Annotated in this window: 19 protein-coding genes; 4 read left to right on the plus strand and 15 right to left on the minus strand. The window is 65.6% G+C overall.

Annotation, left to right across the window (positions count from 1 at the left end):
• Position 1: 1 nt before the first annotated feature.
• The 13 genes from RC1_RS00395 to RC1_RS00455 all read right to left on the minus strand — a co-directional run bounded on the left by RC1_RS00395 (position 2) and on the right by RC1_RS00455 (position 16,519).
• Positions 2-823, minus strand: a complete 822-nt coding sequence (locus RC1_RS00395) for a three-Cys-motif partner protein TcmP (protein WP_012565334.1) — start codon at positions 821-823, stop codon at positions 2-4.
• Positions 824-845: 22 nt separating this feature from the next.
• The gene (locus RC1_RS00400) at positions 846-3,527 is read right to left on the minus strand and encodes a DEAD/DEAH box helicase (RefSeq protein ID WP_012565335.1); all 2,682 of its coding nucleotides are present in this window, start codon (positions 3,525-3,527) and stop codon (positions 846-848) included.
• Positions 3,524-4,552 (minus strand): virulence RhuM family protein, encoded by a 1,029-nt coding sequence (rhuM, locus tag RC1_RS00405; RefSeq protein WP_012565336.1) that lies wholly within the window; start codon positions 4,550-4,552, stop codon positions 3,524-3,526. The genes RC1_RS00400 and rhuM overlap by 4 nt, the downstream gene beginning before the upstream one ends.
• Positions 4,549-6,213 (minus strand): site-specific DNA-methyltransferase, encoded by a 1,665-nt coding sequence (locus RC1_RS00410; RefSeq protein WP_012565337.1) that lies wholly within the window; start codon positions 6,211-6,213, stop codon positions 4,549-4,551. Before RC1_RS00410 ends, rhuM begins: the two co-directional genes overlap by 4 nt.
• Positions 6,210-7,961, minus strand: coding sequence for an AIPR family protein (locus RC1_RS19760; protein WP_184446228.1), 1,752 nt, complete (start codon positions 7,959-7,961; stop codon positions 6,210-6,212). The genes RC1_RS00410 and RC1_RS19760 overlap by 4 nt, the downstream gene beginning before the upstream one ends.
• A 73-nt stretch (positions 7,962-8,034) precedes the next feature.
• A complete protein-coding gene (locus RC1_RS00420) occupies positions 8,035-10,899 on the minus strand; it encodes an SNF2-related protein (RefSeq protein ID WP_049766609.1) in 2,865 nt (954 codons plus the stop codon).
• 16 nt (positions 10,900-10,915) lie between these two features.
• Entirely contained in the window at positions 10,916-11,365 is a 450-nt protein-coding gene (locus tag RC1_RS00425; protein WP_012565340.1) for a type II toxin-antitoxin system VapC family toxin, read from the minus strand.
• 14 nt (positions 11,366-11,379) lie between these two features.
• Positions 11,380-11,640: a type II toxin-antitoxin system Phd/YefM family antitoxin gene (locus RC1_RS20585; protein ID WP_234703812.1), complete on the minus strand. Its 261-nt coding sequence runs from the start codon at positions 11,638-11,640 to the stop codon at positions 11,380-11,382.
• A gap of 678 nt (positions 11,641-12,318) precedes the next feature.
• Positions 12,319-13,521 (minus strand): molybdopterin molybdotransferase MoeA, encoded by a 1,203-nt coding sequence (locus RC1_RS00435; RefSeq protein ID WP_012565341.1) that lies wholly within the window; start codon positions 13,519-13,521, stop codon positions 12,319-12,321.
• Positions 13,518-14,027 (minus strand): cyclic pyranopterin monophosphate synthase MoaC, encoded by a 510-nt coding sequence (gene moaC, locus RC1_RS00440; RefSeq protein ID WP_012565342.1) that lies wholly within the window; start codon positions 14,025-14,027, stop codon positions 13,518-13,520. The genes RC1_RS00435 and moaC overlap by 4 nt, the downstream gene beginning before the upstream one ends.
• Positions 14,028-14,031: 4 nt before the next feature.
• A complete protein-coding gene (gene trpC, locus RC1_RS00445) occupies positions 14,032-14,844 on the minus strand; it encodes an indole-3-glycerol phosphate synthase TrpC (protein WP_012565343.1) in 813 nt (270 codons plus the stop codon).
• The gene (gene trpD, locus RC1_RS00450; protein WP_049766610.1) at positions 14,841-15,893 is read right to left on the minus strand and encodes an anthranilate phosphoribosyltransferase; all 1,053 of its coding nucleotides are present in this window, start codon (positions 15,891-15,893) and stop codon (positions 14,841-14,843) included. Before trpD ends, trpC begins: the two co-directional genes overlap by 4 nt.
• 11 nt (positions 15,894-15,904) lie before the next feature.
• Positions 15,905-16,519 (minus strand): anthranilate synthase component II, encoded by a 615-nt coding sequence (locus tag RC1_RS00455; RefSeq protein WP_012565345.1) that lies wholly within the window; start codon positions 16,517-16,519, stop codon positions 15,905-15,907.
• Positions 16,520-16,624: 105 nt separating this feature from the next.
• Here RC1_RS00455 and cueR point away from each other — a divergent pair, with 105 nt between their 5' ends.
• The 3 genes from cueR (at position 16,625) to RC1_RS00470 (ending at position 18,509) form a co-directional block, all read left to right on the plus strand.
• A complete protein-coding gene (gene cueR / locus RC1_RS00460) occupies positions 16,625-17,026 on the plus strand; it encodes a Cu(I)-responsive transcriptional regulator (RefSeq protein WP_012565346.1) in 402 nt (133 codons plus the stop codon).
• A gap of 512 nt (positions 17,027-17,538) precedes the next feature.
• Positions 17,539-18,237 carry a divergent polysaccharide deacetylase family protein gene (locus RC1_RS00465; protein WP_148213342.1) on the plus strand — a complete coding sequence of 233 codons (699 nt, stop codon included), beginning with the start codon at positions 17,539-17,541 and terminating at the stop codon, positions 18,235-18,237.
• Positions 18,238-18,305: 68 nt separating this feature from the next.
• Positions 18,306-18,509, plus strand: coding sequence for a heavy-metal-associated domain-containing protein (locus RC1_RS00470; RefSeq protein WP_012565348.1), 204 nt, complete (start codon positions 18,306-18,308; stop codon positions 18,507-18,509).
• Between the two features lie 69 nt (positions 18,510-18,578).
• Here RC1_RS00470 and trpE read toward each other — a convergent pair whose 3' ends face one another.
• Together trpE and RC1_RS00480 are read right to left on the minus strand one after the other, a co-directional pair.
• Complete coding sequence (gene trpE, locus RC1_RS00475) at positions 18,579-20,108, minus strand: anthranilate synthase component I (RefSeq protein ID WP_012565349.1); 1,530 nt, start codon at positions 20,106-20,108, stop codon at positions 18,579-18,581.
• 6 nt (positions 20,109-20,114) lie between these two features.
• Positions 20,115-21,983, minus strand: a complete 1,869-nt coding sequence (locus RC1_RS00480; protein ID WP_012565350.1) for a SurA N-terminal domain-containing protein — start codon at positions 21,981-21,983, stop codon at positions 20,115-20,117.
• Positions 21,984-22,222: 239 nt separating this feature from the next.
• Here RC1_RS00480 and tpiA point away from each other — a divergent pair, with 239 nt between their 5' ends.
• Positions 22,223-22,978: a triose-phosphate isomerase gene (gene tpiA, locus RC1_RS00485; protein ID WP_012565352.1), complete on the plus strand. Its 756-nt coding sequence runs from the start codon at positions 22,223-22,225 to the stop codon at positions 22,976-22,978.
• The last annotated feature ends 46 nt before the right edge of the window (positions 22,979-23,024 follow it).

Here is a 23,024-nt window from a genome sequence, read left to right on the forward strand (position 1 = left end):
GTCAGAACAGCGACCTCTGGCCATTGTCCGTGGCAACGCTCCAGAACTTGTGTGCCAGTTCGTTTTCCGCAGCGAGCAGAAGCCAGTACAGGCGCTGTCCGGTGTTCCCGGTGATCAGTTCCATGCGGGTCGATGGCTTTTTTCCGAGACCAGCCACCAAGTCCCGCCAGTATTCAACCACCTGCTGTCGGATTGCTTGCTGCGGCCGGGCAAGGTCCACTTTCTCGCGCCATCCGGGCGCGAAGCTATCGAAGGCCGAACCATCCTGTCCAAGGTTGATTCCGAGATTCCGCTGAAGGTCCATTGCGCTCACATGGATCAGCATGTCGATTCGTTTCAATGTCGCGAGAGATTGGATAATCCTGAAATCCAGCGCCCCCAGGCTGAAGGGGTCGATGAAGGCGAAATGGAGGCCGTATCGATTGATGACCCCGGCTAATTCGGCGGCGGCATCGGCCGCCGACCCACTGAGTTCGCGGACCGGGGCCTTCAGCCGGTTGAGCCGTTCGACCGTAGCCTTACGTCGGTCGTCGTCGATATCGGCGACGTAAATGTCGGAGAACGGCGCCCCGCCATTCTGGCTGATCTTCCAGGCGGCGACGGCGCTGCCGTCGATCCATTCCCCGGTTTCCTTCACTTGTGCCCGCCCAGGCCCGCAGAAGAGGTCGATGAACGTCGCCGACCTCGCGGCACCCGTGAGGAATTTGTTGCGGGCCGCGCGGGAGATATCGAGATAGCGGCGCAGCCGATCGTGCTTCTCCTTCGCCCAGGTGCCAACCTCCTCAGCAGGCAGCCCATCATCTCCATTGATCAGCGCCCCCATGACGTCATCTTCCTCATTACCCTTACCTCGTTACGAATTGCCTCTCCAGCCCGGTGAGGGTCATGTTCTCGGCGATGGCGTCGTGCGGGATAAGCAGGTATTTCCATGGCTTGCCACCATAGGTGCCGGCGTGGCCGCTTGCATGGCGACACCACTTTACAGCTGCATCCCGTTTGGCCAGAACCTCCTCATCGGTCATTTGGTTGGCGGCTTTGGGCTCAAGCATGTAGATCGTGTCGGCGGCCTCGGCGACGAAGTCCGGCTGGTACTCGGCGTGGTCGGCGCCCCGCTTGTAGAAGATCTGGAACTGCCCCTTGGCCGGCTTGAACCATTTCAGCGATTCCCGCTCCAGGATCACCGACATCTTGCGCTCGGAGTCGGACTGGAACTTCTGGACCGGATAGAGGCATTTCTGGAAGCCGCTGAAAAGGTACTTTGCCATGTTGCTCTTGTCGGTCGGGGATGTGCGGAAATCCAATGGCGGTTCCGTCGCCGAGGCGGTGAAGGCGCTGGTCTTCAGCTCGGTGAAGCCTTTGCTCACCACCACCTCGTAATCGACCGCCTCCTCCCAATAGTGCGCCTGCATTTGGGCATGGACGAAGCGGGCGATTTCCCGTTGATGGAACCGCAGCACCCGTCGGGCGTCATCGGACGAAAGGTAGCCGAGGAGATGCGAGGTCATCTGGCCGGCAAGGTCGTAGAGCAGGTCGGCATGGTCGTCATAGGCGATGTCGTCGAAGTCGATCAGGCCGCCGACGATGTAATCTTCGAGCCGGCTTTCCTCGATCCCGCCGTGGCCAAGGCCGATGATTTCCAGGTGGTTGGTCCGCAGGTGCTGGACCCACAACTCCTCCGACGGCGCCTGGTAGTTGATCTTCGACAGATCGAGGGTGAACGGCTTGAAGCCCGACCGCACCTCGCCCTTGGGCACCACCAGAATGCGCGGGATATCGATGGTCTGCTGCACCACCAGTTCGGTGGTCTTCGCCACGACGGCCGCCAGGTCCGGCTTGCTTACCCCCTCCATCTCCAACTGCTGGGGCCGGTATTGCGCCGCCACTTCGCGCAGGACCGTCTCACGGACCTCCGGGTTCTGGAGGTACGTCACGCTGGGCAGCTTGCCGGGCTGGTTCTCCAGCCTGCGGATCACCTCGTAGGTGATCCGGGCAACCTTCTGCTCCTCGGGCGTGGCGAAAGCCGGCGCCTCGCCGCCAGAAGCCACGCTGGTGCTCGCCGTCATCTGTTCGGGTTGGAAGCCGAGCTTGGCGGCCAGCCGCGATTGCGACACCACGGTCGCCGTCTTTTGCTGGAATTGCTCTGGCGCGATGATCACCTGCTGGAGGCGGATGGTCGAGTTCGGCCGGTTCGCTTCCTCGACGATTTCCTGGAACTTGTCGTGGGCGACGATGTTCAGTCGGTCGACCGAGATCACGCCGGTCCGCTTGCCATAGGGCAGGCGCAAGCCACGGCCAATGGACTGCTCGATCAGCGTGCGGGCGTTGGCGGCCCGCAATGGCACGATGGTGTAAAGGTTGGTAACATCCCAGCCTTCTTTCAGCATGTTGACGTGGATAACGATCTCGGTGGGTTCCTCGGTGTGTTCCACCTTCAGCAACCGTTCGATCATCTCGTCTTCCTCGGCGCCGGTCTTGCTCGAATCGACCTGGATCACCTTGTGGGCGTACCGGCCCCCGAAGAATCTGTCCGACTGGATGAACTGCATGAGCTGCCCGGCGTGGGTTGTGTCCCGCGCGATGACCAGGACGAACGGCTTGACGATGGCATTGCCGGTCTGGCGGGCATAAGTCTCCAACTCGACCTTGACGCCTTCGTGCAGGCGCACGCCGTCTTCCAGCTTCAGGCGCTCGATCTCTTCGATCGACATGCCGGCCGGGTTGAAGTCCTTGCGGGTGACCACCGCCGGCTCCTTGACAAAGCCGTCGGCCATGGCACGACCCAGCGGGTAATCGAGAATGACGTTCTTGAACGGCACCGCGCCCCGGCTGGTCTCCACAAATGGCGTGGCGGTCAGTTCCAGTCCCAACACCGGCTTCAGCTCGTTGATGGCGCGGACCCCGGCCGAAGCCCGGTAGCGGTGGGATTCGTCCATCAGCAGCACAAGGTCGGGCAGGCCGGCGAGATAGTCGAAATAGCTCTCGCCGATGTACTCCGAAAGCCGTTTGATGCGCGGGGATTTGCCGCCCCGGACCTCTGAATTGATCTTCGAGATATTGAAGATGTTGATTTTACAACGGAGTAGCTCGTTGAGCAGCGCACCACGCGACTCGTAATTATCACCTGTAATGACTTCCGGAGTTTCAACGGAGAACTCGGCGATTCCCTTGAACACGTACTTGGGCGTGTTTGGGGTGAAATCGGCGATCAGTTTGTTGTAGATGGTCAGGTTGGGCGCCAGAACGAAGAAGTTGTTGATGCCATGCGCCAGATGCAGATAGGTGATGAAAGCGCCCATGAGCCGCGTCTTACCGACGCCGGTGGCCAGCGCGAAGCATAGGCTGGGGAAGTCGCGTTCGAAATCGGTGACGGTCGGGAACTCGGCTTTGATGGCCTCCAGCGCCGCCACTGCGTCGGCCACCTTCCTGGGCGGAATGACCTCTGTGATCCGGTCGAGAATTTCGAGCGACTGCCGCTGGGGCGGGCGTAGGCTGAGACGGCCGGCGATGGCGTTGACATGACGGTTCATCGCTTGGTCCCCTTTTTCGCCGGAGCCGGGCGCGGGTTGCGCGCCGTTGCCGCCTGCTCCGCGATGCGCTTCAGTTCGTCCAACTCATCGGCTTCCTCGGATGCCCGCCGTTCGGCCTCCTTTCGCTGGGTATCGAACAGGGCGTAGCGGTCGTGGGCGATCTTTTCCGCCTGCTTGGCCGAGACGCTCCCGGCGTTGTGGAGAAGCGGAAGCTCGTTCGCCTTGAGGAAGCCGTCGAGGATCGTCTCCCATTCGGCCAGATGGATTTGCTGACGCCGCGTGGAACGCAGCTCGGCGGTGTCGAGGAACATGCCGACGATCAAATTCAGTTCCCTGACCTCCGTTTCGCCCAGGTAATTCTTGGCGGTGGTTACGTCGGCCTTGCGGACACGCCCCCCCTTCCAGCTGGTCAAACCCATGTTGGGGGCGTTTTCATCGGCACGCGCGGCGATCAGTTCCGCCGCCGTATGGTGGGTCACGGCGTGGAGCATCTTGTTCTGGATGGTGGCGTAGAAGGTTGGTACCGTATCGGCCTTGGCGGTGTAATCGACGCTCAAGGCCAGGATGTCGCGGACCTTCTGATAGAATCGGGCCTCCGAGGCACGGATGTCCCGAATCCGTTCCAGCAGTTCATCGAAGTAGTCGAATTTCGGGTCTTTCAGGCGTTCGTCGTTCATGACGAAGCCCTTGACCAGATATTCCTTCAGCACCGTCGTCGCCCAGCGTCGGAACTGGACGCCCCGCTCGGAACGCACCCGGTAGCCAACGGCCAGGACCACATCCAGGCTGTACAGCCTGACCGGCTTGTCCGAATGGGCAACGTGCATGTTTTGCACATTGCTTTCCTCCCCAAGCTCACCGTCGGCAAACAGGTTGCCGATGTGCTTGGTGATCACCGACCGTTCGCGATCGAACAGAATCGCCATCTGTTCCTGGGTCAGCCAGACCGTTCCACCGCTGGACCGAAGCTGAATTTCGGTCCGGCCGTCCTCTGTGGTGTAGAGGATCACTTCACCCGTGCTCATTCGTCGTCTTCCCTGGTCCCACTGAAGAGGTCGGGTACAGGCGTTGTTGTCCGCCGTCCTGACTTGGCTGCGGGAAGCGGTGTAACCGGTTTCGGCGTCGCCTTTGGCAGGTTCTCGACCTTCAAGCTGTAGTCGTCATGCCCCCATTCGCAGCGGTTCTTGATGTGGTTGGGGATCTTCTTGACCGTCAGATTCGGCCAGCCATCCACCGCCCCCCGGAAGGCGGCGCACAGCACCAGCAGGCTGCGGTCCGGCCCGACCTCATCACTCAACTGCTGGAGCTGGTCCGGCCCCAGCGTCTGGGTGGTGACATAGATGAAGTCGCGCTCGGTCGAATGCCCATGCTGCCAATAAACGGCGTCGCTGGGCGCGTAGACGAAGCCTTCCAGCTTGCAGACAGCTTCCGCCAGCATGGCGGCGTTGTATTCCTTGGCTATGACCTCGCGGCCCCATTTGTCCTTTTCCAGCAACGACGGCGCCAACCGGAAATAACGGAAACCGCCGCCGCCCTGCCAGCCGACGGCCTCGGTAACGCCCCCCTTGTCTTCGCCGTCGATGACCTTCTTCAGGCGGGGGATGATGTGGGTGTGGCAGTGCTCGCCCAACTCCACCATGATCCAGCGGCGACCCATCTTGTGCGCGACGGCGCCAGTGGTGCCGGAGCCGGCGAAGGAGTCGAGAACTAGATCACCGGGGTTGGTGGCAATGTGAATAACGTTCATCAGCAACTTCTCTGGCTTCGGAGTGCCAAAGATGTCATCGTCAAAAAGTCCCAGAATCTCTTTCTTGGCGGCCTGATTGTCTCCAGCGAATGCGGCATCCCACCATGTCATTGGCGCCAAGCCAACTTCTTCCCCTTTGTACTGCTTGATGCGTGGCCTGCCGGTTCCACCATTCGGGAAATACACGCGACCATCCGCCAGATGTTTTTTGAAAACGGGTTCCGTCGCCCCCCAGCATCTGCCTGCGGGTGGCTTCACGATTTCGCCAGATGGCGTTTCAATGTCATACATTTGGTTGGCACGGTATCCCTGGGCACTAAAAGGGATTGAGCGCCAAGGCCCCTTAGTATCATTGTCTGGATTTGAATAGCTCCCTTCGTCACCGAGTCTATTTCGCACATCTTTCCAGCGCTGTGGTCCGGACGGCGCGTAAATAAGAATATGGTCGTGGGCGGAACCGATCGCGGCTCTATTTTCCCGTGATGTGCGCTTTTGCCATACAATATTTGCAATAAACGATGATCTTCCAAAGACTTCGTCCAGCAATATCTTCAGATAATGTGCTTCATTGTCATCAATGGTTATCCACAAAGACCCATCATCCGAGAGCATACGCCGGATAATTTCCAAGCGGTCGCGCATCAGCGACAACCACAGGGAGTGCTCGACTCCGTCCTCATAATGCTCGAACGCGCTCCCGGTGTTGTAGGGCGGATCGATGAAGACGCACTTTACCTTGCCGGCAAATTCCTGCTCCAGCGCCTTCAGGGCGAGCAGGTTGTCGCCGAAGATCAGGCGGTTGTCGAAGATGTCTTCATCCGTCACGCGGGCATCTGCGTGATGTGATTTTTCCGGGTCTTCCAGCAGGATGCGCGGCTCCAGCCGGGGCCGATCCTCCTTGCCGATCCATGTCAGTTCGAGTTTCGTTTTTCTACTCATGGGTTGTGCGTACCGGATGAAGGTGAAGACGTCGAGGCGGGTGTTGACGATGCGGCCAGACGGGCGGCGGCGTCCTGCTCGGCCAGTCGGTCGAGCACGGCATTGGCCAGCGGCTGGGCATCGGTCAGGTTACGGAAGATCGAGAGGTAGCCTTTGCTGGTCAGCCAGGGGTGGGAAACGGCGTAGATCAACTCGGACAGTTCGTTGACCTTCCGGGACAGGGTTGTCCGGTCGGCCTCCGACAAAGCCAGGTCCGAGCGCCTGATGAGGTCCGGCAGCCGGTGGGCGACGAAGGCCATGACGAAATACCGGCCGTGGCGGAAGAACATGCGCCGGTGATAGGCGGTCTCGGATCGCTCGGAGTCGGCGAGAATCTGGTCGATGAAGCCGAAGATGCGCACCGCGCGGCACGTCTTCAGGCCCGAAAGCGACGGTGTGAAGATTTGGCCGTAGTGGGCGCCATCCTGCTCCCAGAGCCGCCCGATCTCCTTCTTCGCCGTCACCACCAGATCGACGGCGTTCGGATGTGCCCGCCGTGGCGCGGCGTGGGCATCGCGGCTGTGGACAACCGGGAAGGACAGACAGGCCAGCGCCACGGCGGCCTCCTCCAGGGTGAAAGCATCCTCCCGCCGCGCCCTCGCTTCCGCCGACGGCCGGTAATGGTAGGTGATGCCCGCCAGGGCCAATTCCTGGCGCAGCCTTTCCTGGTTGGGATCCAGCGCCGCGAAGTCCACGCCGCGCACCACGTTCTGGTGATTGCGTGCCCGGGTGATTTCCAGCCCGAAATCGCCCGCGCCCGGGCCAATCTCGATGATGGTGATCAACAGTTTGGCGTCGGGAGAAATGGTTCCGGCGATGGCGGCGTTGGCGATGGAGCCGGCCGTCTGGGCGCCGTTGACAATGGACAGATTCTTGAATCCGAACACACAACGGGCATTGGTTCCAGCTGCTGGGGTGATCCTGTCGGCGACCGCCGTGAGGCCGTTGTTGAGGTAGAAAAAGTCACCCGGCCGCCCCCTGACGGTTCTTTCGATGGCCAGATTAACGCCGACCGATCCGAGGTAGTGCCGAATGTTGCGCTCGAACAGCGCCTTGCCGTGGTCCTCGACCAACTGGGCCAGCTCCGCCGCCGAAATCTGACCATACACTGCGTTGCGCGGCGCGGTGATGCAGGACCAGTTCTCCAGCGTGACCTGAGCATTAACGGTGACCGGCATTTGCTCGGCGATCAGCCAGTTGTGGACCTTTGAAAGGCCGGCCGCCTCCCACGCCATGCGCGGGGCAAACCGATTCATGTCCGCCTGTAGGGCATTCAGGTCGGCTGTTGCGTGGGGGCCGAGAGTGTCACCCAGAAAGGCGGGCACCACTTCGATCCGCACCCCGGCCGTATCGAGGGCTTCCTCGATCTCATCCAGGCGCCCCTGGATCGCCTGGTTGAAGTCGCCGAAGCGTCGCTCCAGGAGCGCCCTGATGCCGTTGATGGTCTTGAGCATTTCCTCCTGCGAGGGGGCCGCGCCGCCACGCTTGAATTTCGCCTGAACGAAAACAAGACGGCTTCCAGTGCGGTCGAAGAACAGGGCGTCGATGCCGCCATCGTTCTTGCCATCGGTGATCGCGCCCACTGCCATGGTGTCGTCGATGCCGCACAGCCCAACCAACACGTAGGCCGCCAGGGCTCGTGAGAGACGATCGGTGTCGTGTTGTTCCTCCGACCAACCGCCGCGCTCGGGCGTTTCGATCTTGGGCACCAACGGGAAGAACCTACGCCGGAGCGCAGCTTCGATCTGGGCAGTCTGTTCTTGAGGTGTCGGCATGGGAGGGTCACGCCAACGTCCAGCGGATCGTGAACAATGCTTGCAAGGAGGCGCTCTGCATCAGTTTCGCCTCAATCTGGGCGATCAGTTCCTCACGCTGCTTGTCCACCTGGTCCTGCGCATCGAAGAGCGAGCGACGCTTCTGGTTGCGCAAGCTTTCCAGTGCCTTGACCTGCTTCTGGCCGGCGAGCTTTTCCTCCAGCGTCAACGCCGTGGTCGCGGCGCGGCGGGCTTCCTTGATCTGGCGATCGATTTCCCTGATCTCCCGTTCCAGACCCAACTTCAGGTCGTCAGCCCAGCTGTCCAACTTCTCGGCCTCCGCCGCAAAGAATGTGGCATTGCGCTCCGAGATACCACGTTGGATGCCATTCTGTCGCCTATGGATAAGCTCATCCAAGGCTCTCCGCACGTCAGCCGGGATATCCAGGGCCGCGCCGACCTTCCCCGGAATGGTCAGCAGCCGCCGCAGAGTGTCGTCACTGAGGGGGCTGCCGGAATCCGCCACGCCCGTGAGCAGGAGATGGTCCTCGATCTGATCGAGGGCCTCGACGGTGAACAGCGACAGGCTGAGCCAGCCGGACTGTCCACGAAGATGTTCCAGGATGCTGACTTTGCCCTCGTGGCTATCGTAATCGAAGCAGACCTCGGCGACGGGCAGGTCGCGGCCTTTGGCCCGGACCAAAATGGCTTCGGCCAGCGGATGGTTGAGGCGGTAGAGGTGGGCTTCGCCGGTGCGACGGGGCAGTTCATAAAGGCCGAGCGGGATGTCGCCAACCCAAGCCGGAAACGGGCTCGATTTCAGACGAAAGGATGAGTCGTCGGGAAACTCTGCGTTATCGTCCAATTCGTAACGGGTCAGACGCATCAGCAGCCGCTCGAAACGGTCGAGATAGGCTTTCGATGCCTCATCACGTACCTTAAGTTTCTCCCGCACCTCGTCGTCAAAGTTCTCCAGCAACTGCTGACGGGTACGGGTCATCGCTTGGTCGATTTCCAAACTAAGCTCGAGCTGAAGCTGATCGAAAGCGGTTTTTATTTCATCCGGCTGTCGGCATTTCTGGTAGATGGTGGCGATGCGCTTTTCGAAGTCCACGCCGGATTCGATGGCGCCCAACACCTCGTCGCTGGCGCCGAACACGCCTTCGAAAAGCTGGAATTTCTCGGAAAGCAAACGGAAGACGCGTTGATCGGCCTCGTTCTTGCGATTGAGGAAGTTTACTACCACCACGTCATGCTTCTGGCCATAGCGATGGCAGCGGCCGATGCGCTGTTCTATGCGCTGGGGGTTCCAGGGCAGGTCGTAATTCACTACCAGCGAGCAGAACTGAAGATTGATGCCCTCGGCGCCGGCCTCCGTGGCGATCATGATCCGCCCCTGCTCGCGGAAATAGTCTACCAGAGCGGAGCGCATGTCGGCGGTGCGCGAGCCCGTCACCCGGTCGGAGCCTTCATGTCTGGCTTTCCAGGCGGTGTAGATTTCCTTTGAGCGTTCGTCGGTGTTGGTGCCGTTGAAGAGTACGATCCGGTCGGCGAACGGGCTGTCGGCCAGGGTACGGAGCAGGTAGTCCTGGGTGCGCCTGGATTCGGTGAAGATGATCGCCTTTTCTGCGGCGTCAAGCTCCCTGGCCTTGGCGAAGGCGACAGTGAGGGCCTTCAGTAGAGCCTTGCCCTTCTCGTTGTGTTCGATCGAGGTGGCAATTCGGGTGAACTCATCTAAATCGGCGATCTCCGCTTCAATTGCTCTGCGATCTACCTCGGACAACGACTCGGCCGCTTCATCCTCGGACCATTCCTCGGCGGTCGTGTCGAGAGCCTCGTAGTCTTGGTCGAGTTCCTCCTCAAGCGATTGGGATGGTTCAGGCTTGCGCAGCTTTTCCTTGAGTCGCGTCGACAGGGTGGTGAGGGCTCCGGCAATTGCGAAGGTGGAGGAGGCCAGCAGCTTGCGCAGAACCAGCGTCATCAGGGAACGCTGGCTCGCTGGCAGAGCCTGAAGATTGTCTCGGCGAAGGTACTCCGACACCAATTGATAGAGGCGATCCTCGCTATCGCTCGGGGTGAACTCCTCGATCAACGGCAGCCGCTTGGTGTACGGCACGTAAGCAGTGACCTGCCGACGAAGGGTGCGATGGCAGATCGGCTTCAGCCGCTCCTTAAGCACTTGGAACGCACGGTCCTGGCCTAGATTGGCAAACTGCTCACGGAAGCTCTTGAGGTCGCCGAAGGTATGCTCATCGATAAAGCTGACGAGGCCGTACAGTTCCAACAGGGAGTTCTGGAGCGGTGTCGCAGTTAGCAGCAGCTTCTGAGTATGACCCAGTGCGCCCTTGAGCGTATTGGCGATGACATTGGATGTCTTGTAGACATTCCGAAGACGATGGGCTTCGTCGATGACGACCAAATCCCAAGGCGCAGCCTGAACATCTGCTGCCTTGTTACGGGCGAACTGGTATGAGCAAATAACGATAGTGTCTTTGATTTCAAATGGGTGGACGTTCCCTGCCTTCATGGCTTCTTTGTAGGAGCCTGCTTCCAGAATTGCGCAAGGCAAAAAGAATTTTTCTTTCAGCTCCTGGTGCCATTGCTTGCGCAGATTGGACGGTGCAATGACGAGGATCCGTCGCTTGCGTTCGGCCCATTTCTGCGAAATCACCAAGCCGGCCTCAATGGTCTTGCCGAGACCAACTTCGTCGGCCAGGACGGCTCCTTTCGAGAGGGGAGATCGAAAGGCAAAGAGCGCTGCATCCACCTGATGCGGATTGAGGTCGACTTGCGCCCTAGCGACCGCGCCGGCGAGCTTCTCATCGCTGTCGGACGGGAAACGCCGGGTCAGTTCATGGGCGAGATACTTGCTGTGATAGGCGGTCAGATTCATTCGGCGCAGCACCCCGTCATTGCCCGTACTCCGGAAGGCTTACTCCTGCTGTGACAGGCAATCCGAGAAAAAGACCGGCCTTGAGCAGCGCTTTGTCAAGGCTATAGAAGGTCATGGCATGATGGTTCCGGGCAATGGCCAGATGGAGGGCGTCCTCAGCCCGCAGCCCAGTTTTGAAGTTTCTAAGGAATTCCTTCGCCAGATCGAAGTCGTCGGCGTTCGGCAGGACCACGGCAAAGGATTCGTCCACCATGGTCTCGAATCGGGCATTGATCTGCGCGGCGGCTTGGGCATCCAATCCCCCCATTCGGACTTCCCGGGCGATGAGCGAAGAGAACTCGACCCTTGTCCAATGGCTGACGGTGAGTTGATCGGCCGGCAACCCACGGACAAACTCCGTGATCTTGTCGCTGATCGGCTCTGGGAGGAGGAGCGGCACGAGAAAGCTGGTGTCGAAATAGAGCATTCCCCGTGTCCGCCTCACAGCCCTTCATCTCGCGCCTCACGCAGCAACTCGGCGCTGGGCCGGCGCAGTCGCGGCATGGTGGCGCGAAAGGCAGCGAGGTCGTCCAGGCGGAGCGGGTGCTTCAGACGGGTGGCGGGACGGATATGGGCAACAGCACGGCCACGGCGGGTTATGACCACTTCCTCGCCGGCCTCGACCTTGTCCAATAGCTCACTCAAATGCGCCTTCGCCTGAGCCAAATTGACCGTGACCATGGCAGCCTCGCGTATGGTCATGAAACTGGTCACAGCATAGCCGAGAGCCGCCGGTATGGCGACAAATTCGTTGGGAGGTGCGCGCGGCAGGACCGGCGGTTTCAGAACCGTCGCCGATATCAGACACGAATCTGGAGAATGTTTGGCTCAGGCTTCCTTCCCTCCGCCACTATTTTTGAAGTAGACGCGCTGCTCAGCGCCTCGCTTCCAAAATAAACCCGATATATCAGAACAGTTCAGGCTCCCGGCAGAAGTTGTGCGCTTTCGGTGGCGCCCCCTCTCTTGCCATTTCGTCTCTCTGGGGCCGGCTTTCTCCATGGGAACTGAACCGCCGGCTGCCGCTATAGGTAAAACTCTGACCTTGATCAGGAACTTAGGGCATCTTCTCAAGGTTCCGGGTTTGATGATGAACGTGGCTGTCGGCCGCATCCGGAATCGAAGCAGCACTTTCATTCCCGATCCGCGGCCGGCCGACCGGTCGCATGACCCGTGTGGATGATGCGCCCGCGGGCTGGATGCGGCAGGATCGGGGCCCTTGATCAAGAGCCTCAGCCGATGTCCTCAAAACCCGGGAGAACGTGTCGTGGCTCGGCAGGCCGCCGGGAAGCTTCAGGAACTCCTCGAACAACGCCCGATGGTCCCGCGCAAGCATCCCTGCCGACGCACATCCGCCCTGGTCCGTGGAATGCCCGGAAAAGCTCAGAAACCGTCCAGCGGGATGATCTCGACCTCGGTGCCGGCGGGGGCCGCGGGCGCGAGCGGCGGGCGCACGATCAGGCAGTCCGCCGCCGCCAGGGCGGAGAGCATGGAACTGTCCTGCTTCGGAAAGGCGCCCGCCAGCAGGCTGCCGTCCGCCGCCCGCTCCAGCCCGGCGCGCAGATAGTCCTGGCGGCGGTCATTGGCGGCCAGGGGCGCTGCGAGTCGGGCGAGAGGGGCAGGCCCGTCGTCCGGCGGCAGACCCTGGAGGAGGCGCAGCAGCGGCCGCAGGAAGACCAGGGCGCAGACCAGGGTCGAGACCGGATTACCCGGCAGGCCCAGCACGGGGACGTCGCCCACCCGGCCGGACAGCAGGGGCTTGCCCGGCCGCATGGCGACCTTCCAGAAGTCGAGCCGCGTCCCCGGTGCGGCCAGCGCCTGCCGCATCAGGTCGTGCTCCCCGACGGAGGCACCGCCCGTCGTCACCAGCAGGTCGCAGCCCGCCGCCGCGGCCAGATGGCCGGCAAGGGCGGCAGGATCGTCCGGGGCGATGCCCAGGGTGACGGGCAGCCCGCCCTCCCGTTCGACCAGGGCAGCCAGGGCCAGCCCGTTGGAACTGACGATGCAGCCCGGCCCCACCGGATCGCCGGGCATCACCACCTCGTCGCCCGTGGCGAGGATCGCCACCCTTGGACGCCGCCGCACCGTCAGCCAGGGGACGTTCATCGCGGCGGCCAGAGCCACGTCGCGCACCGTCAAACGTCGGCCGGCGACCAGTCCGACCTCTCCCGTGCGGAAGTCCAGCCCCGCGGGCCGCACCCAGCGGCCCCGGCCGCCGCCCTCGCGCACGGTGACGGCACCGCCGGCCTCGTCGCAGTCCTCCTGCAACACGACCGTGTCCGCTCCCGCCGGCATCACCGCGCCGGTGAAGATCCGGACCGCCTCGCCCGGTCCGACCGTGCCGGGGAAGGGATGGCCTGCCGGCGCTTCCCCGATCCGGCGCAGGCTCGCGGGCAGGGGATCAAGGTCCGCCGCCCGCACGGCCCAGCCGTCCATGGCCGAGACATCGGCCGGCGGCTGGGTCAGGCGGGCCGCCACGTCGGCCGCCAGCACCCGCCCCAGGGCCTGCCCGATCCCCACCACCTCGGCAGGCAGCGGGGCGACGCCGTCTAGGATGCGCCCGCGGGCCTCGGCGACGGGGATCATGCCTCGTCCCCGGCCCGGTAGGTGCCGCTCTTGCCGCCCGATTTGTGGAGCAGGCGGATGCCGCCGATGGTCATGCCGCGGTCCACGGCCTTGCACATGTCGTAGAGCGTCAGCGCCGCGACGCTGACGGCGGTCAGCGCCTCCATCTCCACGCCGGTCCGGCCTTTCAGCGTCACCGTCGCCTCGATGCGGACGGCGGGACGGTCCGGCAGCAGGGCGAAGTCCACCGCCACCCTGGACAGGGCCAGCGGGTGACAGAGCGGGATCAGGTCGGCCGTGCGCTTGGCCGCCATGATGCCGGCGATGCGCGCCACCCCCAGAACGTCGCCCTTGGCGATGCCGCCGGACTCGATCAGGGCGAAGGTCTCGGGCCGCATGCTGACCAGGGCCTCGGCCGTCGCCACGCGCTCCGTCTCCGCCTTGGCGGAGACGTCCACCATGGCGGCGTTGCCGTGTTCGTCGAAATGGGTCAGCCGGGGGGCGCCCCCGGGATCGCCGGTGCCCACGGGGTCAGGCCGCGGTGGCCGGGGCGGGGGTGAGCAGGGCGCGCGTGGCGGCCGTCACGTCCGCCTGCCGCATCAGGGACTCGCCGACCAGGAAGCGGCGGGCGCCGACCGCGGCCAGCCGGGCGATGTCGGCGGGACCGTAGATGCCGCTCTCCGCCACCAGTGCCCGGCCGGGCGGCACCATGGCGGCGAGCCCCTCGGTCGTCGCCAGATCCACGGCCAGGGTCTTCAGGTTGCGGTTGTTCACGCCCAGCAGGCCGCCCGGCAGGGCCAGTGCCCGTTCCATCTCCGCCTCGTCATGGACCTCGACCAGCACGTCCATGCCGTAATGGATGGCGGCGGCGTACAGTTCCGCCGCCTGCCCGTCGTCCAGCGCGGCCATGATCAGCAGGATGCAGTCGGCGCCCAGTGCCCGGCTCTCCACGATCTGGTAGGGCTCCAGCATGAAGTCCTTGCGCAGTGCGGGAAGCGGCACCGCCGCCCGCGCCGCCTCAAGATAGCGGTCGTCGCCCTGGAAATAGGGGATGTCGGTCAGGACCGACAGACAGGTAGCCCCACCGACGAGATAGGCCCGTGCAAGGGCGGGCGGGTCGAAGTCCGGCCGGATCAGACCCTTGCTGGGGCTGGCCTTCTTGATCTCCGCGATCAGGCCGTGGCGGCCCGCCGCGACCGCGGCGTCCAGGGCTCGGGCGAAGCCGCGCGGTGCCGGGGCGGCACGGGCCGCCGCCTCCACCGCCGCGAGCGGCCGGTCGCGCCGGCACCGGGCCACATGCTCCCGCTTGTCGGCGCAGATGCGCGCCAGCACGTCCGCGCTCATGCCGCGGTGCTCCCGTTCGTGATGGCGACGAGCCGGTCCAGGGTCGCCATGGCGCGGCCTTCGTCGATGCAGCCGGCCGCATGCCGCACCCCGGAGCGGAGGTCGGGGACCGCACCGGCGACGACCAGGGCGCCGGCGGCGTTCAGCAGGACGATGTCGCGGTAGGGGCCATGGGCCCCGCCCAGCACGGAGCGCAGGGCGGCGGCGTTCGTTTCCGGATCGCCGCCGTGCAGGTCGTGCAGGCTGGCCCGGGGCAGGCCGGCCTCTTCGGGCGTGACCTCGAAGGTGCGGATGCGGCCGTCGCGCAGTTCCGCCACGTAGGTCGGGCCGGTCGTCGTGATCTCGTCCAGCCCGTCGCTGCCATGCACGACCCAGGCACTCTCCGATCCCAGGCGGAGCAGGACCTGCGCGATCGGCTCGACCCAGGTCCGGGCATAGACGCCCAGAAGCTGGCGCCGGGCGTGGGCCGGGTTGGACAGGGGCCCCATCAGGTTGAAGATGGTGCGGGTGCCCAGTTCGACCCGCGTCGGGCCGACATTGCGCATGGCGGTGTGGTGGCGCGGTGCCATCATGAAGGCGATGCCCGCTTCCCACAGGGCCTTGTGGACCAGATCGAACTCCGCCTCCACGTTCACGCCCAGGGCGGCCAGCACGTCCGCGGCGCCGGAGCGGGAGGAGATGGCACGGTTGCCGTGCTTGGCGACGGGCACGCCGCAGCCGGCCACCACCAGGGCGACGGCGGTGGAGATGTTGTAGGTGCCGGCGGCGTCGCCCCCGGTGCCGCAGGTGTCGATCAGTCCTTCCGGCCCCTCCACCGGGACGAGGCGGGAGCGGATGATCCGGGCGGCGCCCGTGATCTCGTCCACCGTCTCGCCGCGGACCCGCAGGGCCATCAGGAAACCACCCATCTGGGCCGGCGTGGCGTTGCCGGCCATGATGATGTCGAAGGCCGTCTCCGCCTCGGTCTCGCTGAGGGCGGCGCCCGTGGCCACCTTCGCCAGCAGGCTCTTGAAGTCGGGCATGTCGCCCGGGGTGCGTTCGGCGTTCATCGCTCCCCCGCTCAGGCCGCTTCGCCGGGGACGCGGCTCGGCACGTTGCGGCCGCCGCGGGCGATGTCCAGGAAGTTGTCGAGAATCCTGTGCCCGTGCTCCGAGGCGATGCTCTCGGGATGGAACTGGACCCCGTGGATCGGCAGGTCGCGGTGGGACAGCGCCATGATCATCCCGTCCTCCAGCTCCGCCGTGACCTCAAGGCAGTCCGGCAGGCTCTCGCGCTCGACGATCAGGGAATGGTAGCGCGTGGCCTGGAACGGGCTGGGCAGCCCCCGCATCAGTCCGGCGCCCGCATGGCGCACGCTGCCCATCTTGCCGTGCATCGGTTCCGGCGCCCGCACCACCTTGCCGCCGAAGGCCTGACCGATCGCCTGATGCCCCAGGCAGACCCCCAGGAGCGGCAGGCGCGCCTGCGCCGCCAGATGGATCATGGGCAGGCAGATGCCGGCCTTGTCAGGGTCGCAGGGGCCGGGCGAGAGAACCACCGCCTCCGGCCGCATCGCCAGGGCCTCTTCGGCCGTCAGCGCGTCGTTGCGACGCACCTCGACCTCGGCCCCCAGCTCGCCGAGATAATGGACCAGGTTCCAGGTGAAACTGTCATAGTTGTCGATGAGCAGCAGCATGGTCGGATTCTGCGGAAGAGCCGGGAGCGGGACGCGGGCACGTACCGTACAGCCTGCACCGGGGGATTTCCAGCGCGCGGCCTGTCACGCCGGAGGGGCCGGTCGATGAGAATCGGGGACGCAGCCGCCCGGTCGGGCGTTCCGGCCAGGACGATCCGCTATTACGAGAGCGTGGGCCTGATCGACGCCGCGGGGCGCGGGGAGAACGGCTACCGCGATTACGACGACACCGATGTCCGCACCCTGCTGTTCATCAGCCGCGCGCGGGCTCTCGGGTTTTCCATGAAGGAAGTGGCCGGGCTGCTGGAACTCTGGCGTGACCGGGCGCGCGCCTCCGCCGACGTGCGGGCGCTCGCCCAGCAGCACATGGCGGAGATCGACGCCCGCATCGCGGACCTGCAAAGCCTGCGCCGGACGCTCGGCGATCTGGTAGAACGGTGCCAGGGGGACGGGCGGCCCGACTGTCCGATCCTCGACACCCTGTCCGGTTCCCGCTGCCACGGCTGATCGACCATGCCCGAACCAAGGCGTTCCCCTTCACGCCCGCGTCGGAAGGGGCGCGCGAAACCCGTTCCCCTCTGGCAGAGGCTGCGGCGGTCCCGTTGGGCGCCCGGTCTTGCGGCCATGGCGCTCGTCCTTGTCCTCGGTCTCGTGGTCGGGGTCACCCTGTCACCGCCGCCGCTGCCCGACGGGGTGACGGAGGAACTGGACGAGTCGGGCATGGCCGAGGCGGTCCCCACGGAGGAGGCCGAACCGCTGCCGTCCGTCCGGCCGGCCCTGCCGTCCGCACCGCTGGCGCCGCCACCGGCCGCACCGCCTGTCGCGCAACCATCACCGCCCCGCCAGGCAGCGACGCCGGCCCCGGTCCGGCAGGCCGCCGCATTGCCGCCGGCAGCGGCCGTAACGCCGGCCCACCCGCCGGTGGCCCAGGGTCGCCCTTCTGCCGCCGCCCGCACCGCCGCGGCCCGACGCTGCCCCCCCCGGCGCCCGGGGGCGTGCCGGCATGGCAGCGCAATGCCGTGCCGACGCCGCCCGCCGAGGGGCGCCCCCGCATCGTCATCGTGATCGACGACATGGGGCTGGACCACCGTCGCAGCGGCCGGGTCGTCGCCCTTCCCGGGCCGTTGACCCTGGCCTGGCTGCCCTATGCCCGCGACCTGCCGATCCAGACGCGGCAGGCGCACCAGCGAGGGCATGAACTGATCGTCCACATGCCGATGGAGCCGGCGGGCAGTGGCGATCCAGGGCCGAACGCGCTGCTGGTGCGGCAGAGTCCCGAGGAGATCCGCAGCCGCCTGCGGACCAATCTGGACGCCTTCAGCGGCTATGTCGGCATCAACAACCACATGGGCAGCCGCTTCACGGCGGATGCCGCCGCGTCGGCCGTCGTGGTCGAGGAACTGGCGCGGCGGGGCCTGCTGGTGCTGGACAGCCGGACAACCGCAGACAGCCGGCTGCGCGACGAGGCGGTGCGCCGACATGTCCCCAGTGCCAGCCGGGACGTCTTCCTGGATCATGTGCAGACCCCGGCCGCCGTCTCTGCCGCGCTGGAGAAGGTCGAAGCCACGGCCCGCCGGCAGGGGCTGGCCATCGCCATCGGCCACCCGCACGATGTAACGACCGAGGCGCTGGCGCGTTGGCTGCCGACGCTGGCCGGCAAGGGATTCCAGCTTGTTCCGTTGAGCGCCGTGGTGCGGACCGGACCATCGGAGTCCTGAAACGGCGACGGAGCGGGCACCGTCCGCCCCCTCAACCGACCACTTCCGCAGATGAGAAGGAGACAACCATGGCTGCCATCTACCGGGTCGAGGGCATGACCTGCCAGGGCTGCGCCAATTCGGTATCGCGCGCGATCGAGACACAGACCGGCGCCACCCGGGCGCTGGTCGATCTGACCGCCGGCACGGTGTCCGTGGAGGGGCAGGTGTCCGAGGCGGAGGTGCGGTCCGCCATCGAGGCTGCCGGCTTCGACTTCAAGGGAACCGTCTGAAGGGGAGCCGCCTGAAGCGGAGCCGCCGGGCGGACGGGGCGGGTGCGCATCACCCGCCCGCTGCCCCGGTCACAGATCGGCGGCCGCCGCCTGACGGCGTTCTGCGGCGAAGCGCATCGCCTCTTCCGCCGCCTTGAACAGCGCTTTCGACTTGTTCACCGTCTCCTGGTACTCGGCTTCGGGGTCGCTGTCCGCGACGACCCCGCCGCCGGCCTGCACGTACATCATCCCGTCCTTGATCACGGCAGTGCGCAGGGCGATGCAGGTATCCATCGTGCCGTTGGCGGCGAAATAGCCGATGCAGCCGCCATAGATACCGCGGCGGGTCTTCTCCAGCTCGTCGATGATCTCCATGGCGCGGATCTTGGGCGCGCCGGACACGGTGCCGGCGGGAAAGCCCGCGATCAGGGCGTCGATGGCCGTGAAGGTGGGGGCCACCTGACCTTCGACGTTGGAGACGATGTGCATGACGTGGCTGTAGTACTCGATGGTGAAGCGTTCCGTCACCTTCACCGTGCCGACCTGCGCCACGCGGCCGACATCGTTGCGGCCGAGATCCAGCAGCATCAGATGCTCGGCCAGTTCCTTCGGGTCCGACAGCAGATCGGCCGCCAGCTCCTTGTCCTCGGCCGCATCCTTGCCGCGCCGGCGGGTGCCGGCGATGGGCCGGATGGTCACCGTGTTGTCGCGCAGCCGGACCAGGATCTCCGGACTGGATCCGACGACGGAGACATGGCCGAAATCCAGGAAGAACAGGAAGGGGGAGGGGTTCAGCCGGCGCAGCGCGCGGTAGAGCGCGAACGGCGGCAGGCTGAACGGCACGGAGAACCGCTGGCTCGGCACGACCTGGAAGATGTCGCCGGCCCGGATGTACTCCTTCGCTCGCTCCACCAGCGCATGGTACTCGGCGCGGCTGGTGTTGGAGGCAGGCTCCGGCAGGGGCTGGAGGTCGAGGTCCGTCCCGAGCGCCGCGGGCACCGGCCCCTCCAGGTCGGCGACCGCCTCGGCCAGCCGCTCCGTCGCCCGGCGGTAGGCCACATCCGCGTCGATGCCCGGCTCCTTGCGCACGGGCGTCACCACGGTGATGACATTCTCGATGCCGTCGAAGATCGCCATCACGGTCGGGCGGATGAGGATCGCGTCGTCCAGCCCCAGCTCGTCCGGATTGGCGTCCGGCAGACGCTCCATCAGCCGGACCATGTCGTAGCCGAGATAGCCGAACAGGCCCGCCGACATGGGCGGCAGGCTGGCCGGCAGCGCGATCCGGCTTTCCTCCAGAAGGGCTGCCAGCGCCTTCAGGGGCGGCTCGGGACAGGGCTCGAACGCTTCAGGGGCCTCCGCGAAGCGGCGGTTCACCTCGGCACGGTCACCCTTGCTGCGCCACATCAGGTCCGGCTTCAGACCGATCAGGGAATAGCGCCCCCGGACCGACCCGCCGGTCACCGATTCCAGCAGAAAGGCGTTCGGCCTGCCCTGCGACAGCTTCATCATCGCTGACACAGGGGTGTCCAGGTCGCTGACCAGACGGGTCCAGACGACCTGGGAGGTGCCCTGCCGGTAGGTTTCGGCGAAGGCGTCCGCTTCCGGAAAGACGCGCACGGTCGGTTACTCCGGACGGTAGAGGCTGTCGATCAGGCCGCGGTTCACGCTGACCGGGAACTGGCGCTGCAGGCCGCCGACATACTGGGTGACCAGATCGTCCGCCAGCGTGGCCTCCGTGGTGTCGCGGATGACCTTGACGCCGGCCGCATCGGGCACGGCCGGGATGATCTCGACCAGCCGGGCAGCCACCGGCCCCTCGCGGCCGTCGGCAACGGCGACGCCCCCCGGCTGCGCACCGAACAGCTCTTCGACCAGGGAAGCGGGAAGGGCCGCCGCCTCGGGACGGCGGGTGAAGGGCTCGCTGCGTGCATGGGTCGCGCCTGGCACCGTGGCCGCGAGCCGGGCCGGGTCGGCGCCTTCGCGGAGCTTCGCGGCCAGTTCGTCCGCCTTCGTGCGGGCGGCGGCGGCGCGCTGCTCCGCCGTCCAGTCGGCCAGGACCCGCTCCCGGATCGTCTCCAGAGGTTTGAGCGCCGCGGGCTGCACACCGTCCACGCGGACGGCGAAATAGCCCTGAGCATCCGTCTCTGTCATATGGCCGGTCTCACCCGACGGCAGCGCGAACGCCGTCTCCAGCACCTGCGGCAGGGCGGGAACATCCTGGACCGGGGTGCCGGCGGGTGTCGTGCCGCGGCTGTCCACGGCCTCGATGCGGACGATCTCCGCCCCGGCGCGCTGCGCCGCCTCTTCCAGCGTGGCGCCGCCGGCGAGATCGTCGTCCATCTGGTTCGCCACCTCGTAGAGCCGGTCCAGCGCGCGCTCCTTGCGCAGATCGGCGACCACCTGGTCGCGCACCTCGGCAAGCGGACGCTCATGACCCGGGGTGATGCCGCGGACGGTCAGGACATGCCAGCCCAGGGTGGATTCGACCGGGGCCGAGATGGCGCCCTGGGACAGACCGAAGACCGGCTCCACCAGTTCCGGCAGGAGCTGGTCGCGGGTCACCTCGCCCAGATCGATGGCCTCGGCGGCGGCCGCTTTCGCGGCCTGCTCCAGAGAGGCACCGCCGGCCACGGCATCGGCGACCGACTTGGCCGCCGCCTCGTCCGGCAGCACGGCCTGCACGACGGCACGCCGTTCCGGGGCGACGAATTCGCTGGCGCGGGCGCTGTAGGCCTGCTCGATGTCGGCGTCGCTGACCGTGATGTCGCCGGCAATGGCCTCAGCAGTCAGCTTGGCGACGGTCAGGCTGCGGTACTCCGGGGCCGTGTAGCGCACGGCGCGGTCCTGGTGGTACTGCGCCAGGACGGAAGCATCCGGCGCCGCCGGTTCCGGCATGGCGGTGGCCGGAACGGTGATGAGATCGGCCACCCGCTTCTCGTTGCGGAAGCGGAAGAGCGTCTCCGCCAGGGTCGTCGGGAGAATGGCGCCGATGCTGACGGAGCCCAGGAGCTGTCCGCGGGCCATGTCGGCCCGGACCTGCTCGACGAGGCCCTGTTCGGTCATGCCGTTCTGGCGCAGCAACGCCCGCATCAGGTCGGGGTCGAACTGGCCGAGCTGGTTGTGGAAGACGGGGACGCGGCGGATCTCGTCGGCCACCATCGCGTCGCTGGGCATGAGCCCCTTGTCCTGACCGGCGAGGCTGACCAGGGTGCGCTGCACCATCTGTTGCAGCGTCCGTTCCAGCAGGCCGAAGGCGCGGGCCTGTTCTGCCGTCAGGTCCGCTCCCATGACCCGGCGCAGCCGGGTCACCTCATCGCGGAATTCCTGATCCAGCTCCTGCGGGGTGATCTGGACATCGCCCACCTCCGCGACATGGCGGCCGAGGCCGCGCGTGAAGTCGCCAATGCCCCAGACCGCGAAGCTCGCGATCAGGAGGATGAACAGGATCTTGGCGATCCAGGAGCCGGCGGTGCTGCGGATTGCTTGGAGCATCGGGAGCTTTTGCGATCTCGAGAGGGGCCGTCATCGGGCCGAGGAAATGCGGCAACCCTGGGGTCGCCGAAGGCCGCGCATCATAGAAGCCGGTCACCGGCCCGGCAAGCCCGCCAGCCGCCGCATTCCCGCGGGTGGAAAAGCGTATCCGCGGCTGTTAAACGGGATGGCGCGACATGCCGATCCGGCAGCCAACCCGCAGAGCGCCGTCTCAAGTGCGCCAGCCAGGAGAAACGACCATGCCCGACCGCCGCCCGTTGATCGCCGGAAACTGGAAGATGAACGGCCTGCGCGCCGACGGAACCGCCCTGGCCCGGGATCTGGCCGGGCGGCTCGCGGCGGCCGGGTCGGCAGGTTTCGATCTGCTGGTCTGTCCGCCTGCGACACTTCTTCACGCCGTCGGCGAGGCCCTGGCCGGGAGCGGGATCGCCCTGGGCGGCCAGGACTGCCATGCGGCGGAGAAGGGCGCCCACACGGGCGACGTCAGCGCCTGGATGCTGGCGGACATCGGGTGCAGCCACGTCATCGTCGGCCATTCCGAGCGCCGCCACGACCACGGGGAGGACGACGCCGCCGTGCGCGCCAAGGCCGCAGCGGCGCACAAGGCGGGCCTGACCGCCATCATCTGCGTCGGTGAGACGGAGGCCGAGCGCGATGCGGGCGAGGCCGAGGCTGTCGTCGCCCGCCAGCTCGAAGGGTCGATCCCGCAGGGTGCTGACGCGGTCGACACGGTCATCGCCTACGAGCCCGTCTGGGCGATCGGCACCGGGCGGACCCCGACGGTCGCCGACATAGCGGCCATGCACGGCATGATCCGCCGTCGGCTCCACGGGCTGGTTGCCAGCCCCGATTCCGTGCGCATCTTGTATGGCGGTTCGATGAAGCCCGGAAACGCCGCCGAAATCATGGCCGTGGCCGATGTGGACGGTGGTCTGGTCGGTGGCGCCAGCCTGAAGGCGGACGATTTCTGGCAGATCGCCCTGTCCGTCCGATAGCACATTCGGGCTGGCGCGGGACGCGGACAGACTGTAAACACTGCGG

This window comes from Rhodospirillum centenum SW, assembly GCF_000016185.1.
Lineage (GTDB): Bacteria > Pseudomonadota > Alphaproteobacteria > Azospirillales > Azospirillaceae > Rhodocista > Rhodocista centena.